The sequence below is a fragment of the Vibrio sp. 1F263 genome (assembly GCF_041439035.1).
In the GTDB taxonomy this organism is placed as follows: domain Bacteria; phylum Pseudomonadota; class Gammaproteobacteria; order Enterobacterales; family Vibrionaceae; genus Vibrio; species Vibrio tasmaniensis_A.
The window spans coordinates 111,392-124,491 of the sequence record NZ_JBGONI010000005.1; the positions used below are offsets into that span (position 1 = coordinate 111,392).

The following is a 13,100-nucleotide window of genomic DNA, read 5'->3' on the forward strand; positions in this document are numbered from 1 at the left end:
CCACCTTAAAATCAAAACATCGCTATTAACCATTGGTTAATAGCGATGTTCCTTTTGGCAATTAGCACTAAAATCCGGCACCCATTATTCTCTTCATCAACGGCAAGAACGCCAACTTAACCGCATAGACGCGTAACTAACGTTCAAACTCTTTGAGAAGCTAATTAATGAAAAAAACCATACTAGCCACAACTATTCTTTCAATGATTTCATTCGGAACATTGGCACAGCAAGTAAATGTTGTTGAAGCAAATAAGCAAACTAATGCTTTGATCGAAAATCAAATTTCAGCAATTGACGCATCGGTTCTAGCTCAGCTTGAAGCACAAGAAAGCTCTGTCGCTGTTGTCGATGGCAACTTATATCAGAAAGACAGTGAAGGCGGTTGGGCAATGGTTGGCGCGACCTCTGCGGCATTAGTTGCAGGATTATTCAGTGGTTCTTCAAGCAACACATCGGGCTCGAACGGTTCAGACTTACCTGGTAACTTACCTAATATTGACGCTGTTAACCCAGTAGAAAATACACCAGCAAACCCAATTGAAGCAACGCCAGACGCTGACAATGGCCGTCAAGTTGACCAAATTGCAGACAACATGTGGCAAGTATCGACTCACGGTGAAGTCGATGGCTACCTACGCATTGTAAACGGAACTGTTTACGTTCGCGACAGCGACCACAACCTTGTGAAGGAATGGAAACCAACACTAGGTCACCCGATTCAAATCGACCCAGCAAACCCAATTGAAGCAACACCAGATGCTGACAATGGCCGTCAAGTTGACCAAGTTGCAGACAACATGTGGCAAGTATCGACTCACGGTGAAGTCGATGGCTACCTAAGCATTGTAAACGGAACTGTTTACGTTCGCGACAGCGACCACAACCTTGTGAAGGAATGGAAACCAACACTAGGTCACCCGATTCAAATCGACCCAGCAAACCCAATTGAAGCAACACCAGATGCTGACAATGGCCGTCAAGTTGACCAAATTGCAGACAACATGTGGCAAGTATCGACTCACGGTGAAGTCGATGGCTACTTGAGCATTGAAAACGGCACGGTTTACGTTCGTGATAGCGACCACAACCTTGTAACTGAATGGAAACCAACACTAGGTCACCCGATTCAAATCGACCCAACAAACCCAATTGAAGCAACGCCAGATGCTGACAATGGCCGTCAAGTTGACCAAATTGCAGACAACATGTGGCAAGTATCGACTCACGGTGAAGTCGATGGCTACTTGAGCATTGAAAACGGCACGGTTTACGTTCGTGATAGCGACCACAACCTTGTAACTGAATGGAAACCAACACTAGGTCACCCGATTCAAATCGACCCAACAAACCCAATTGAAGCAACGCCAGACGCTGACAATGGCCGTCAGTTAGCTAAAGTAGGTGACAACGTTTGGATGATTACAACACACGATGCAATCGATGGTTACGTCATTGATGAGCGTCACCATAACGATGGTGTGAAGGTTTACGACGAAAACGGAAAGCTAGTCAATCACATCACTGGTGACATCAGTACAGATGGTGGTTACATCGAATCAACTAAAGGCGGTGAAATTCACATTACAGTCGACAGAGAGTCAGGTCGAATTGATGGTATTTACTTGAATGATGTAGCTCAACAAACCGTCGACAACATCAAGAGCCACATTGGTTCAAACCCTAACTTTAAGAAAAACATTCAACAACTTAAAAACCGCGTAATGAACGCTCGCGGCTAATTTAAATGAACAGTAAGCCCTGACCGATACAGGGCTTACTTCTATCCATAATAGGGACATCATTTACCGAGACATTTGTTTTGCTTATACAAGCCTTTCGCAACGTAATTTTTTTCACTATTCCACTTTCTATTTTAGTCGCGAGTAACATCGCCTACAGTGCCGAACCCTATACTGCTACCCACATAGCATCAAATACCGATGACACGTTTGACTATGTCGAATTTGTAAATCAAACATTCGACGTCACCATGAGCCAAAGTAACTTCTTAGGCGACTATTCAAACCAATACGTCTTTACACTTAATGCATCCCACAATATCAATGATGAATGGCGTTTATTTGGTTCCGTCGACTCCGACCAATTTGGTGATATAGGACTCGGGTATTCGTTCTTCTTATTTGATGAAGTCTACAATGAGGTATCAGCTTCCATTGGTGGAAATACAGATAAAACGGGAGTGTACACCACGGGTATATTTTCAGCTTTCAAATACCAAAACACCGTTTTCTTCTCAAACTTTGACGCTCAATACATCGATCGACAAGATCTCTCAAGTTCAAATTGGGATACGCGAATCAGGCACGAGCGTATCTATTTGAACAAGTTAGTTGGTGCGAGCTACGAAGTTAATAACTGGCTAAATTTATCAACTTCATATGGCCATGATAAACAGCACTACAATAAGTTATCATTCAAAAACATTGACTATGATTATCGTGAAACACAGAGTCAGGCCGATAGCTACATTAACCTTGGTTTCACACTCAATCTATGGGGTGTAAAACCGTATCTATCGCATCATTTTGATTTAAATAATTCAGATTGGAATTACTGGGATTTCAGCCTTTCTTTTGATTTCTAATATACAAAAAGCACTAGAACTAATTAATTTAGAAGGCTACAAGCTCACAAGAGCCTGTAACCTTTTTTGATCTTCAGTTACATGGACTTGTTCTGATTTTAATTTTTATCCGTGAGTCATTTTTGTGGCAAGTGCAAAGCGATTCCAAGCATTAATCATGATTACTTGCATCATAGACTGTGCGAGTAATTCATCTCCTAATAAGCTTAGACATTGCTGATAAGTCGCATCCGAAACACCCGAATTCGAAATCAGCGTCATTTCATCCGTTAGAGTCAAAATTGCGCGCTCAGTGTCATTGAAGAGTGGCGACTCTTGCCATGCTGCGAGAGCAAACAGTTTTTGCTGAGAGGTATCGGTCTTCAACGCTTCAGCTGTGTGCATTTGAATACAGTAAGCACATTTGTTGATGATTGACGCTCTGATTTTAATCATCTCTTTTAGTTCACTCGATAACGCCACGTCAGATAAATAGCCTTCGATAGACAGCATTGCACTTAAAGCGTCAGGTTGAACTTGAGCGAGGTCGATACGTTTTAACATTTTGGCACCTATATTTGATTAATGAATATCGCTATCAATGCGACGGAGCCATTGTGCACAATTCGAAATATAAGCAGAATACACATATTATGCGAATTAGTTATGCGCAAAACGCAAAGGTGGGCATATGTTAGAGCTAATCAAAATATTTGACCAAGTCGTGGAGTCTGGAAGCTTTTCTCAGGCAGGCCGAGCTCTCAATATGGCTCCTTCTTCGGTCGCACGAAATATAGATAACTTGGAAAGTAAGATTAAATCTTCGCTTTTTAAACGCAGTACACGACAACTAATGCTGACTGAAGAAGGTCAATATTTTCACCAACAATCGGCCAAAATATTACAAGATAGCAATAGATTGTTAGAAGAAATGCAAGGTGATCAAGGCCCCCCTGAAGGGGTACTGCGAGTTTCCGTTTTTGAAAGCTTTGGTAACCTGTGCCTTACTCCATTAATTCCAGAGTTCCTTGAGCGGTACCCTAAAATACAAGTTGAGTTAGAGCTGGATAACAACGTGGTCGATCTAAACAGTGAAAATATTGATGTCGCTATCCGTATTGGTACACCACAAGACAGTCGACTCAAGGCTCGTAATCTACTGACCAATAACGCATCATTGGTCGCAGCCCCGTCGTATATTGAAAAGTACGGAACTATCGATAAACCCGAAGAGTTGCAAGATCACAACTGTTTGCTGATAAGCCATGAACGGCAAAAAAACTATTGGTACTTTAAGAAAAATGCAGTTAACAAAAAAGTGTTAGTGACAGGCAATTTGATATCAAAAGGCGGCTCACCTCTTTTACATGCTGCGCTTAGCGGAGTTGGCGTTCTTTTACTGTCTGACTGGATGCTAAAACCGTACTTAGAAAATGGACAGTTAAGGGAGTTACTCCCTCAATGGACCTCAATGGACCTCAATGCACAGTGAGCAAGGGAGTGGCGAAATATTCGCAATATATAAGAATACTCAATATCCAAGACCTCATGTACGCTTGTTTATTGATTTTTTAGTTGAAAAGTTAGAGTCTTTGAAGCGCGTTCCGCAGCATTAATCTCACGTAGTCTAACTAGATTACAGGCGCCGCTTTGCCCGTACATCGATGTGGATCAGTCGCGAAATGTGTTCGATAGCACATATACCAGACAAAAAAATAGCCGCTCAATGGCGGCTATCTTGTCATGGTCTCAATTATTACATCTAAATCAAGGGGGCTTAATTTCTAAAGAAAAAGCACACTAGCATCGACTGGTTATTTGTCTAACTTAAAAAAGCTTAGTTCTGAATTGAGTTCTTTCGTTACTTCAACAACGCTTTGGTTTGCTTGAGCTGATTGATCAATGCCTTCAATATTTTGTTGAACCAGTACGTTCATATTTTCAAGCTGTGTCGATATATCTGTCGTAACGGCACTTTGCTCTTCTGATGCCGTAGCAACGATGGCATTCACTTCTGAAATACTTAAAACCTTTTCTGATATCGAATGAAAAGATTGAGCAAGCTCATCAGTCGTAGACTTTGTTAAGCGCATCAGTTCAACGTTTTTCACCATAGATTCATCCGCTTGCTTAGATTGGTCTTGTAACTGCGCAATGATCTCTTGGATATCGATAGTGGACTGCTGAGTTTTCCCAGCCAAAGCTCTTACTTCATCAGCAACAACAGCAAACCCTCTTCCTTGCTCACCGGCTCTAGCCGCTTCAATCGCGGCATTAAGCGCTAACAAGTTGGTTTGCTCAGAGATGTTCTTAATTACCTCAACAACACTGCTGATACGCTCTGAGTGCTCTCTAAGTAAATTCACGACCGTTTGAGTTTCTGATATTGATTCAGAAATTTCTTCTGTCGTGTCAGTTGAGTTTTTCAATGTTCCATGGCTTAGCTGAATAATGTCATTCGCTTCCATTGCTGACTGCTCAGCTCTTTGTGCGTTGTCAGCAACGTCTCTCGCTGTTGAAGATAACTCAGTCGCGGCCGTCGCGATTTGCTCTACCGATGATAGTTCATTCAAAGAGTTACTCTGGGATCGCTCTATCAGAGCTAAAGACTCTTCTTGCTTTTGGTTAATTGAATTCATGCTTACACCTGCCTGTGACAGGATATCATTCAATTTTGCAGACAGTTGAGACAAAGAATCTGAAATAGTGTCGAGCTCATTTCCACCCTCTTTCAATTTAACGTCCGATAAACGTCCATTCTCAAGGGCTCTAATCCAATTTACGATCAATGGTAAATTTCTCAATTCTCTTTTCACTAGGAAATAAGATGAGCCAGAAGCAACGATAGAAGAGAAAAGAACCAGCCACCATGAGAAAGAAGAGTTGGACTCTAAAACTGAATCAGAATGGGCTAATTCTTCCTTAGCGACGTCCAATTGCAATGAGATCAATTCACCAAGAACGCCTCCCATATCATCAACAAGGAGATAAAGCTGAGTGATCATCTCAGAATCATCAATCATCAATCATCATATTTCTATGTTTATCAAGAATTAATGGTACTTCTCGCTCCACCTTGTCTATTTTAAGTTGAAGCTCTTTTGCCAACCCTTCTTCTTCTCTTGTTAGCTGCGTTGCCAGATAATGAAGGAATAGCTCATGAGCCTCTTTCATCGCAACAGAAACACCAGAATAAAAAGCCGTCTGCTCTATCATTCCCACATGGTATTTATTCGCCGCATCAATCACGCTTACCGCGTACAAATCCGAAATACTTTTCAAATCAGATAACGGAATGACTCGGTCCTCGTACACAGAGTGAAAACTGTCCATAACCTCATTTGAAGTAGCTTCGCTTTTTAAGTTGCTTACAACTAAAAAGATAGAAAAGAACAGTGGAACTAGAAGAAGCTTTGTTGATATTGATTTCATATAACCCTGAAAAATAATGTATGGGAATTTATTAATAATGATAATTGTATCACTCTTTTTAATGATTTTATCATTGACTTATAACCCACCAACCTAAACAGACCAGTCCAAACTGCGATCGTTCCTCAACTATTTTGTAATGAAATAGCAACATAACTTGATCAATTAAACAATTCACCAGCATAGAGTGAAGCGAAATTGATACAGATCTCGCAGCACGCGAACGGTGCTGATGGACTTTCAACCAAAACAAGCTTACAACCACTTACATTGTTGAAAAATATGTTATTTTTCTTTTTGATTAAAAATAAAAAATAGCCGCTAGTTAGCGGCTATTTTGTCAAAACAGAACGAAGCTTCGACGACTTTTAGTCTCTCTACTTAATCTCGTCTACTATTCAAACTCTTCTATTTCTTAGTTTCTTCTACTTTTTCGTCTCTTCTACTTCTTAGTCTCTTCAACTACAGCTTTCATCAATACTGATGTATCCATGCGACCTTGTCCTTGGGCAGACAGTGTCTTGTAGGCGTTGTTGGTCTTTTCCGTCAAAGGAAGTTGGATGCCTTGGCGTTCTGCTTCATCTAGGCAGAAACCTAAGTCTTTGATCATCCAATCAATGGCAAAGCCGAAATCGAATTTATCTTGCGCCATTGTGGTCGCGCGGTTTTCCATCTGCCATGAACCGGCAGCGCCATTTTTAAGGCAATCAACCAGAGTTGGGATATCAAGACCTGATTTCTCTGCAAGTACCAAACCTTCAGAAAGACCATTCAATACACCTGCAATGCAGATCTGATTGACCATCTTTGCGCGTTGGCCTTGGCCGACTTTACCCATCAGAACTGACGACTTACCGTAAGCTTCGAACACAGGTTGAAGGTCGTTGAAAAGCGCTTGTTCGCCGCCACACATGATGGTTAGCACGCCGTTTTCTGCGCCCGCTTGGCCACCAGACACTGGCGCGTCCATAAAGCGAACACCAGCTTGCTTCGCTGCCACTTCAAGCTCTTCAGACAGCACAGCAGACGTTGTAGTGTGGTCGACAAGAATCGCGTTTGGCTTCATTGCTGCCAATGCGCCTGTTTCGCTGGTTGTCATGCTGCGTACGTCGTCATCATTACCTACACAAACCAATACCACGTCAGCTTCTGCGACACACTCAGCCACAGATTCTGCCGTTTTACCTTGGTGTTTATCAGCCCAGTCTAATGCTTTGTTGTGAGTGCGGTTAAACACCGTTACTTCAAAACCGGCTTTGACTAGGTGGCCTGCCATTGGGAAGCCCATAACGCCTAGCCCGATAAAACTTACTTTCATTTCTTTCTCCTTTTATTTGACCAAGTCATCGCTATGAAAAGATCGAACACTCTCAATCAACGCATCAATAAGCAGGGTCAAAGCCTTTGGCTGATATTTTCTTTCTTTGTACACTAAATACGCTTGGCGATCACCCCGATGATACTCAGGGAGCACTTGAATCAAATTCATCTCAGGGGATACATGACGAAAAGGCAATGAAGCAAGCCCCAAACCTTTTTGCGCTGCGGCCGCCACCGCATGAATATCGTTGACGATGAACTTGGGTTTAATCGTGATCATCTGCTCTAAGCGGTCGGATTTGTAGAGCGGCATATCAAACACATCATCAACGTTGATCCAGTCTTGAAGCTCTAGGTCGTCCGGCTTTTCAATCGTCTCACGCGAATCTAAGTATTCTTGGCTCGCGAAAAATCCGTGTTTGGCTTTGAAAAGTGGACGAGCAATCATGCCTTCCATCTCTGAGATCTTAAACGTGATCAGTAAGTCACGGTCGGTCTGCGGGATAAACTGTTGCTGGCTCAAGGTAAGATCGAGCTGAACGTTCGGATATTGAGTGAGGAATTGCTCTACCATCGACCTTAAAAAGCCACTATAGAAGTTGTGAGGTACGGCGAGCTTTATCTTGCCTTGAATAGCGTCACGCTCTTCTAGCAAGCTATTAAAGCCCTGATGAATCGACTCCATGCCGCTGCTCAGTGCAGAAAAGGCCGCCTCGCCGTCTTTGGTGGCCACCAGCTCACGACCTTTCTTTTCTAAAAGTCGGATATTCAGGCGATCTTCCAATGCGGTTAACCGACGCGACATAGTCGACACTGGGAGTTGCAGCCGTTTAGAAGCCGATAGCAAAGAGCCCTCTTCAACCACTGCACAGAATAAGAACAGATCATCAATGTTTCCAAATATGGAATTCATACTTCTATATGTGCCTATTTTTCTCATTAATGGATAGATGTAACCTTATCTCATCAACAACAGAAAATCACGGGAGAACACAGTATGAACAACAAACAATTTTGGGTAACCGCGATTTTATCCTCCCTGACCATGGCGACTATCATGTCTGGGTTAATTTCTGGCTACAAAATGGGATTCAGCCCCGAGTGGCCGCCAATCTGGCTGCAAAGCTTTTTCATTGCTTGGCCGTGTGCTATCACGCTCAACCTCACCGTGCTTCCTTTGATCAGAAAACTCTCAGCATGGATTTGTCGCCCGAGAGCGCTTTGCATACCGGAGGTCACGGAACGATGATCAAGGGCTTATGCTCTAGGAGCTATGATCTAGAAGCTGCCATCAAGGGGCTGCGATCAAAGAGTCATGCTCACGGATAAACGTCTGAATTATGCCCATAAAAAAACCGAGCACTAGGCTCGGTTTTTTGTATTCTACATTCTACTCACAAGAGCAAAGCTATCAATTATAGATTGATATTACAGCTCAGCGTTGTGGTAAACCTGCTGAACGTCATCACAGTCGTCAAGCATGTCTAAGAACTTCTGGAATTTCTCAGAATCTTCTTCAGCTACTGGCGTAGTTGTTTGAGGAACGAAAGTGATTTCCTCAACGTCTAGCGTTAGGTCTGGGAACGCAGCGTTTAGTGCTGTCTTCGTTTTGAAGAACTCAGTCGTTGGAGCGAATACAGTGATAACACCGTCTTCTAGCTCAACGTCAGTCACGTCTACGTCTTCCATCATTAGCGTTTCTAGGATGATCTCGTCATCTTCGCCTGCAAACTGGAATACAGCTTGGTGAGCGAACATGTGAGAAACAGTACCTTCAACACCGATTTTCGCGCCAGTTTTAACGAAACATTGGCGAACGTCTTGGAAAGTACGGTTACCGTTGTCAGTTAGACAGTCAACGATTACGCTTGTGCCACCTGGGCCAAAACCTTCGTAACGAGCTGGTTGGAAGTCTTCTCCGCCGCCGCCGTTCGCTTTATCGATCGCTTTGTCGATAACGTGAGCGGGTACTTGGTCTTTCTTCGCTTTAGCAATCAGGTGCTTAAGAGGTAAGTTCATGTCTGGGTCAGAGCTGCCGTTCTTAGCCAGTACGTAAATCTCTTTACCGTATTTAGAATAAACTTTAATTTTTGCGCCTGCAGTTTTCGCCATTGAGGCCTTGCGCACTTCAAAACTTCTTCCCATCGGGATCTTCTCTCTGATTCAATTAACGGTGCAAATTCTAGCAAATTACTGCGTCATTTCAATTCAACAGCTTTACTGGGTAAGGTTTGTCTGCGTTTATGCGACACCCATTACTCGTTTGTATTTTTCTACAGACTGATCAAACCAAGCCTTTTCTTCTGGATCACCTAGCTTCATTGCTTCTTCAACAATGGCTTCAGGGCCACATTTCGCTTGCTTCAGTTTCCAAACAAGAAACGATGCTTGCTTATCCAGTTCGATTTTATTTTTCTCACTGGGTGGAAGGAGTGAAAGGTTGATAGACATTATTAGCCTTCGTCTGTAATACGCTTGGCCGAGAAATATATCATAGAGCAGCCTCATAAAACCAATACTATGAGCAATAGTGGGGGTTGTAGGACGAGAAAGCAGCAAGTCGCTGATGCAGGTCAAGCTAGTTTGGGAAAGTGCGTTTGGCTAAAGAGCCGTTACAAGATAAAAAGTAGAGGGGTAAATGTTATCTTTGTATGGCCAATGCTGCTGCATTTCGAGAAAAGCAGCAGCATAACTAACACGCTTACTCTATATTAGTAAAAGCTTGGCAAGGGAGGTCTAAAGGAACTTCAAAAGTGACTCTATGAGCAATGTTTGATTCATCTAAGTTTTTAATACCGCCTCCGATAGAGAAAACTGATAATTTGGCTTTTGCGCTAGCATCAACATCAGTGCTTTCTTTTACTTGGATTGCTATATCAAATTTAATAGTTTGCTTTGGTGGCTTTTCAGGGTGTACATCAAAACCAACATCAATAAACGTTGCATGAGGATTAACAGTGCCACCTAACGAAGAAACCTCTTGAGCAGCATCATTCACGCCTTTTACTATCTGTACTAACGTCTCTTTAATATACTCATCTAACTGCATCATTTAACTCGATTCATCACGCTTATCAAAGTATCATAATACCAATATAGAACTGCAGTTGCATAACATTATTCTTTTGAGATTTATGAGTTTTTGATACTCTAAATTGAAAGCAGAGCAGGGGGATGTGGTCGCTAATAGCTAGGTCAAACTTACCCTGAGATACATCAAAGGCATAGACCCTACTTCGGCAACAGATAGCGGGTGCTTCGTCCGCCAGAACCAGATTTAACTAAGCAGCCATGCTCAATCAAAGCGTTCAAATGACGTGTTGCTGTGGCACTGCTCACCTTTGCTACTTTCTGATATTGGCTGGCATTGATACCTTCTGAAAAATCACCATCGAGCATCCTATTCAGCACTTTTACTTGTTCTGCCGTAAGCTTTGTTTGGTCGATGCTGCGCCAATAGTTGGTCTTATATACAGTTTGATCAACCTCAGCGAAAACGCCTGTAAACGTCTCATCTAACGTATCTAAGAACCACATCAACCATTCGCTAATATCGAGTCCACCTTTCTGGGTTCGCTCCAATATCTCGTAGTAATGCTTGCGGTTAGCGAGAATCCCCACCGACATCGCATAGAAACGTACCGACTGCTTCTCTGCTTGTGCTAAAGCCAAGTCGGTCAACAATCGAGTAATACGGCCATTACCATCATCTAACGGGTGTAAAGTGATAAACCAAAGGTGGGTTATCGCAGCTCTCAGTAACGGATCGAGTGATTCATCGGAAAGTGAACCATTAAACCATGTGATAAACACATCTAACTCAGCATCAAGAATGTCTCGGCTAGGTGCTTCAAAGTGCACGGTTGGGCGGTCAATTCTTCCTGACACAACTTGCATCGGAGTGTCACCTCTTAGCTGACCTCCGACTACAGGGTTAAACATGGTGTAACCTTGAGGAAACAGTCTATCGTGCCAATGTAAAATCCGATCAAGCGCTAGTGGCTCTGTTAGGTTCTGCACCGCATCCAACATAATTTCAGCCAGGCCATCGGTTTGTTCTGTCGTAGGAAAAGGTCGATCTTCACTGACACCGAGTTTATTGGCTAAAGAAGATCGGACCGAGAAAGCATTAAGCTTTTCTCCCTCAATCGCACTGGAATGGACTATGTTCGCTAATAAGGTGTCGAGCATGGTTTGGGATTGATCCGCAGACTGTGAGGCAATCTTGCCCAATAGAATGCCCTGATTAAGCCGTACTTCTCTTAACCTCACGCCTATTTTCTGATTATCCCAAACAAAGTTTGGCCAATTATCTTGCTGCCAAATCCACATATTACGCCCCATGATGCGAAAGTATCACTTATTCAACTCATACTATGAGCTGTTTAAGGTAATTATTCAACTCACATTATGAGCTGAATAATAAGATAATCGCATCACAGAGATAAGAAAGACAGCTCCTCGAAACCCAAAAGTCTATTCACTCACGGCGAACACATCGCAGCGTGAGGCGCAGATGAAATCATTTTTGTGTAGGCCTTTGATTGAGTGGCTCCACCAAGTGACGGTGACTTTGCCCCACTCCAATAAGATCGAAGGGTGATGGAATTCTTCTTCTGCCAACTCTGACACTTTATTGCTGAATGCCCATGCTTGTTTGTAGTTCTTAAACTTAAACACCTTCTCAAGTTGTGGGATGCCGTCTCTTTCGATGATCTGCCAATCAGACAACTCCAACAGTAAAGATTGTTGGTCATCTTTACTTAGGGCAATCGCGTCGATACTGCAGGCTTCGCATTTTTGTTCATTCAACATGTGTTGGTTCCTTGGGTTCAAAAAGTGGTGGTAGTAACCCCGCATCGATGGCGAGATCAGCTTGCTGTAATAGGTTTTCCTGACTGATTTGGAAGAGCTCAGACAGCTCGTCGATCACGTAATACTTCGGCTGCATGATGTCGATGCGATAAGGAGTTCTTAACACCGTTTGCAGATCGAACCGCTCACGAACCGCCAAATCACCACCCAATGCATACATGGTTTCCGCCGGAGACGAGAGAATACCACCGCCGTAAATTTTCAGTTTTTGTCCCTCTTTTACTAAACCGAACTCAACCGTAAACCAATACAAACGGGCAAGATAGGCGCGCTGTTTAGATGTGGCGGCTTGGCCTAGTTTTCCATAATGCTCAGTGAAAGCCGCGAAATCGGCATTGGTGAGCATGGCACAGTGGCCGAAAATTTCATGAAAGAAATCAGGTTCTTGTAAGTAATCGAACTCATCTCGCGTTCTCAGAAATGTCGCAACTGGGAATTTTTTATTAGCGAGCAAGTCAAAGAATCGGTCGAAATCGATCAATGCGGGCACAGGCTGAACCTGCCAACCTGTTGTTTCCATTAGCACCTTGTTTATCTCTGGAAGCTGAGGGACTCTGTCTAATGGCAGATCCAGCAGGGTCAAACCGTGCAAATAAGCATCGCATGCGCGGTCATTAATGGCGTCCAGTTGCCTTTTCACTAAGTCGTGCCAAATGGCGTCTTCTTCGAGGCTCCACTCAACCCATCCCTCTTGGCTCACGGGCTTAGAATGATATTGAGTCATTACACACCTCCTTTCGAATGTCTCACTTTAAGCCTATCTCCACTCCTTATATCCGCCAATTTGCGCGATTTTTCGAAATAAGCGATCGTGTAACATTTTGTTTACACAGTTCCGACGCACCCTTATTTTGCTGATCTTTTGACTTTGTAAAACCTAAATACC

General features: G+C 43.0%; 14 protein-coding genes and 1 pseudogene. 4 read left to right on the forward strand and 11 right to left on the reverse strand.

From position 1 onward, the window contains the following. Positions 1-167: 167 nt before the first annotated feature. Together ACED25_RS05150 and ACED25_RS05155 are read left to right on the forward strand one after the other, a co-directional pair. A complete protein-coding gene (locus ACED25_RS05150; RefSeq protein ID WP_371694795.1) occupies positions 168-1,742 on the forward strand; it encodes a hypothetical protein in 1,575 nt (524 codons plus the stop codon). 80 nt (positions 1,743-1,822) lie between these two features. Then, positions 1,823-2,608: a hypothetical protein gene (locus tag ACED25_RS05155; protein ID WP_135383514.1), complete on the forward strand. Its 786-nt coding sequence runs from the start codon at positions 1,823-1,825 to the stop codon at positions 2,606-2,608. Positions 2,609-2,713: 105 nt separating this feature from the next. On the opposite strand, the gene ACED25_RS05160 is transcribed toward ACED25_RS05155, so the two are convergent. Beyond that, the gene (locus ACED25_RS05160) at positions 2,714-3,151 is read right to left on the reverse strand and encodes a carboxymuconolactone decarboxylase family protein (RefSeq protein ID WP_135383515.1); all 438 of its coding nucleotides are present in this window, start codon (positions 3,149-3,151) and stop codon (positions 2,714-2,716) included. Positions 3,152-3,278: 127 nt separating this feature from the next. On the opposite strand from ACED25_RS05160, the pseudogene ACED25_RS05165 reads away from it, so the two are divergent. Next, positions 3,279-4,203 (forward strand): annotated as a pseudogene (locus ACED25_RS05165) (LysR family transcriptional regulator). 198 nt (positions 4,204-4,401) lie between these two features. Here the strand turns inward: ACED25_RS05165 and ACED25_RS05170 are convergent. The 4 genes from ACED25_RS05170 to ACED25_RS05185 form a co-directional block, all read right to left on the reverse strand. Next, on the reverse strand, positions 4,402-5,610 hold the full coding sequence (locus tag ACED25_RS05170; RefSeq protein WP_017078378.1) for a methyl-accepting chemotaxis protein: 1,209 nt from the start codon (positions 5,608-5,610) through the stop codon (positions 4,402-4,404). Beyond that, a complete protein-coding gene (locus ACED25_RS05175; protein ID WP_371694796.1) occupies positions 5,603-6,019 on the reverse strand; it encodes an MCP four helix bundle domain-containing protein in 417 nt (138 codons plus the stop codon). The genes ACED25_RS05170 and ACED25_RS05175 overlap by 8 nt, the downstream gene beginning before the upstream one ends. Before the next feature lie 442 nt (positions 6,020-6,461). Then, the gene (locus ACED25_RS05180; protein ID WP_012601274.1) at positions 6,462-7,337 is read right to left on the reverse strand and encodes an NAD(P)-dependent oxidoreductase; all 876 of its coding nucleotides are present in this window, start codon (positions 7,335-7,337) and stop codon (positions 6,462-6,464) included. A gap of 12 nt (positions 7,338-7,349) precedes the next feature. After that, complete coding sequence (locus ACED25_RS05185; protein ID WP_371694797.1) at positions 7,350-8,252, reverse strand: LysR family transcriptional regulator; 903 nt, start codon at positions 8,250-8,252, stop codon at positions 7,350-7,352. Between the two features lie 84 nt (positions 8,253-8,336). Between ACED25_RS05185 and ACED25_RS05190 the strand changes: the two genes are divergently transcribed. Continuing rightward, positions 8,337-8,588 carry a DUF2798 domain-containing protein gene (locus ACED25_RS05190; RefSeq protein WP_012601276.1) on the forward strand — a complete coding sequence of 84 codons (252 nt, stop codon included), beginning with the start codon at positions 8,337-8,339 and terminating at the stop codon, positions 8,586-8,588. 179 nt (positions 8,589-8,767) lie between these two features. On the opposite strand, the gene ACED25_RS05195 is transcribed toward ACED25_RS05190, so the two are convergent. The 6 genes from ACED25_RS05195 to phhA form a co-directional block, all read right to left on the reverse strand. Continuing rightward, on the reverse strand, positions 8,768-9,484 hold the full coding sequence (locus ACED25_RS05195; RefSeq protein ID WP_009846045.1) for a YebC/PmpR family DNA-binding transcriptional regulator: 717 nt from the start codon (positions 9,482-9,484) through the stop codon (positions 8,768-8,770). 96 nt (positions 9,485-9,580) lie between these two features. Beyond that, the gene (locus ACED25_RS05200; protein WP_004732615.1) at positions 9,581-9,790 is read right to left on the reverse strand and encodes a DUF3283 family protein; all 210 of its coding nucleotides are present in this window, start codon (positions 9,788-9,790) and stop codon (positions 9,581-9,583) included. 250 nt (positions 9,791-10,040) lie between these two features. Further along, entirely contained in the window at positions 10,041-10,391 is a 351-nt protein-coding gene (locus ACED25_RS05205) for a hypothetical protein (RefSeq protein ID WP_229647570.1), read from the reverse strand. Between the two features lie 179 nt (positions 10,392-10,570). Next, the gene (locus ACED25_RS05210) at positions 10,571-11,671 is read right to left on the reverse strand and encodes a Fic family protein (RefSeq protein WP_371694798.1); all 1,101 of its coding nucleotides are present in this window, start codon (positions 11,669-11,671) and stop codon (positions 10,571-10,573) included. 144 nt (positions 11,672-11,815) lie between these two features. Next, positions 11,816-12,154, reverse strand: coding sequence for a 4a-hydroxytetrahydrobiopterin dehydratase (locus ACED25_RS05215; protein ID WP_017082919.1), 339 nt, complete (start codon positions 12,152-12,154; stop codon positions 11,816-11,818). Then, on the reverse strand, positions 12,144-12,938 hold the full coding sequence (gene phhA, locus ACED25_RS05220) for a phenylalanine 4-monooxygenase (protein ID WP_009846042.1): 795 nt from the start codon (positions 12,936-12,938) through the stop codon (positions 12,144-12,146). The genes ACED25_RS05215 and phhA overlap by 11 nt, the downstream gene beginning before the upstream one ends. Positions 12,939-13,100: the final 162 nt, after the last annotated feature.

Coding starts and splice junctions, on each gene's coding strand:
- ACED25_RS05160 (WP_135383515.1), bottom strand. CDS start 3,151: ATGTTAAAACGTATCGACCTCGCTCAAGTTCAACCTGACGCTTTAAGT.
- ACED25_RS05200 (WP_004732615.1), bottom strand. CDS start 9,790: ATGTCTATCAACCTTTCACTCCTTCCACCCAGTGAGAAAAATAAAATC.
- ACED25_RS05180 (WP_012601274.1), bottom strand. CDS start 7,337: ATGAAAGTAAGTTTTATCGGGCTAGGCGTTATGGGCTTCCCAATGGCA.
- ACED25_RS05150 (WP_371694795.1), top strand. CDS start 168: ATGAAAAAAACCATACTAGCCACAACTATTCTTTCAATGATTTCATTC.
- ACED25_RS05215 (WP_017082919.1), bottom strand. CDS start 12,154: ATGTTGAATGAACAAAAATGCGAAGCCTGCAGTATCGACGCGATTGCC.
- ACED25_RS05170 (WP_017078378.1), bottom strand. CDS start 5,610: ATGATTGATGATTCTGAGATGATCACTCAGCTTTATCTCCTTGTTGAT.
- ACED25_RS05175 (WP_371694796.1), bottom strand. CDS start 6,019: ATGAAATCAATATCAACAAAGCTTCTTCTAGTTCCACTGTTCTTTTCT.
- ACED25_RS05190 (WP_012601276.1), top strand. CDS start 8,337: ATGAACAACAAACAATTTTGGGTAACCGCGATTTTATCCTCCCTGACC.
- ACED25_RS05210 (WP_371694798.1), bottom strand. CDS start 11,671: ATGTGGATTTGGCAGCAAGATAATTGGCCAAACTTTGTTTGGGATAAT.
- ACED25_RS05185 (WP_371694797.1), bottom strand. CDS start 8,252: ATGAATTCCATATTTGGAAACATTGATGATCTGTTCTTATTCTGTGCA.
- ACED25_RS05195 (WP_009846045.1), bottom strand. CDS start 9,484: ATGGGAAGAAGTTTTGAAGTGCGCAAGGCCTCAATGGCGAAAACTGCA.
- ACED25_RS05205 (WP_229647570.1), bottom strand. CDS start 10,391: ATGATGCAGTTAGATGAGTATATTAAAGAGACGTTAGTACAGATAGTA.
- phhA (WP_009846042.1), bottom strand. CDS start 12,938: ATGACTCAATATCATTCTAAGCCCGTGAGCCAAGAGGGATGGGTTGAG.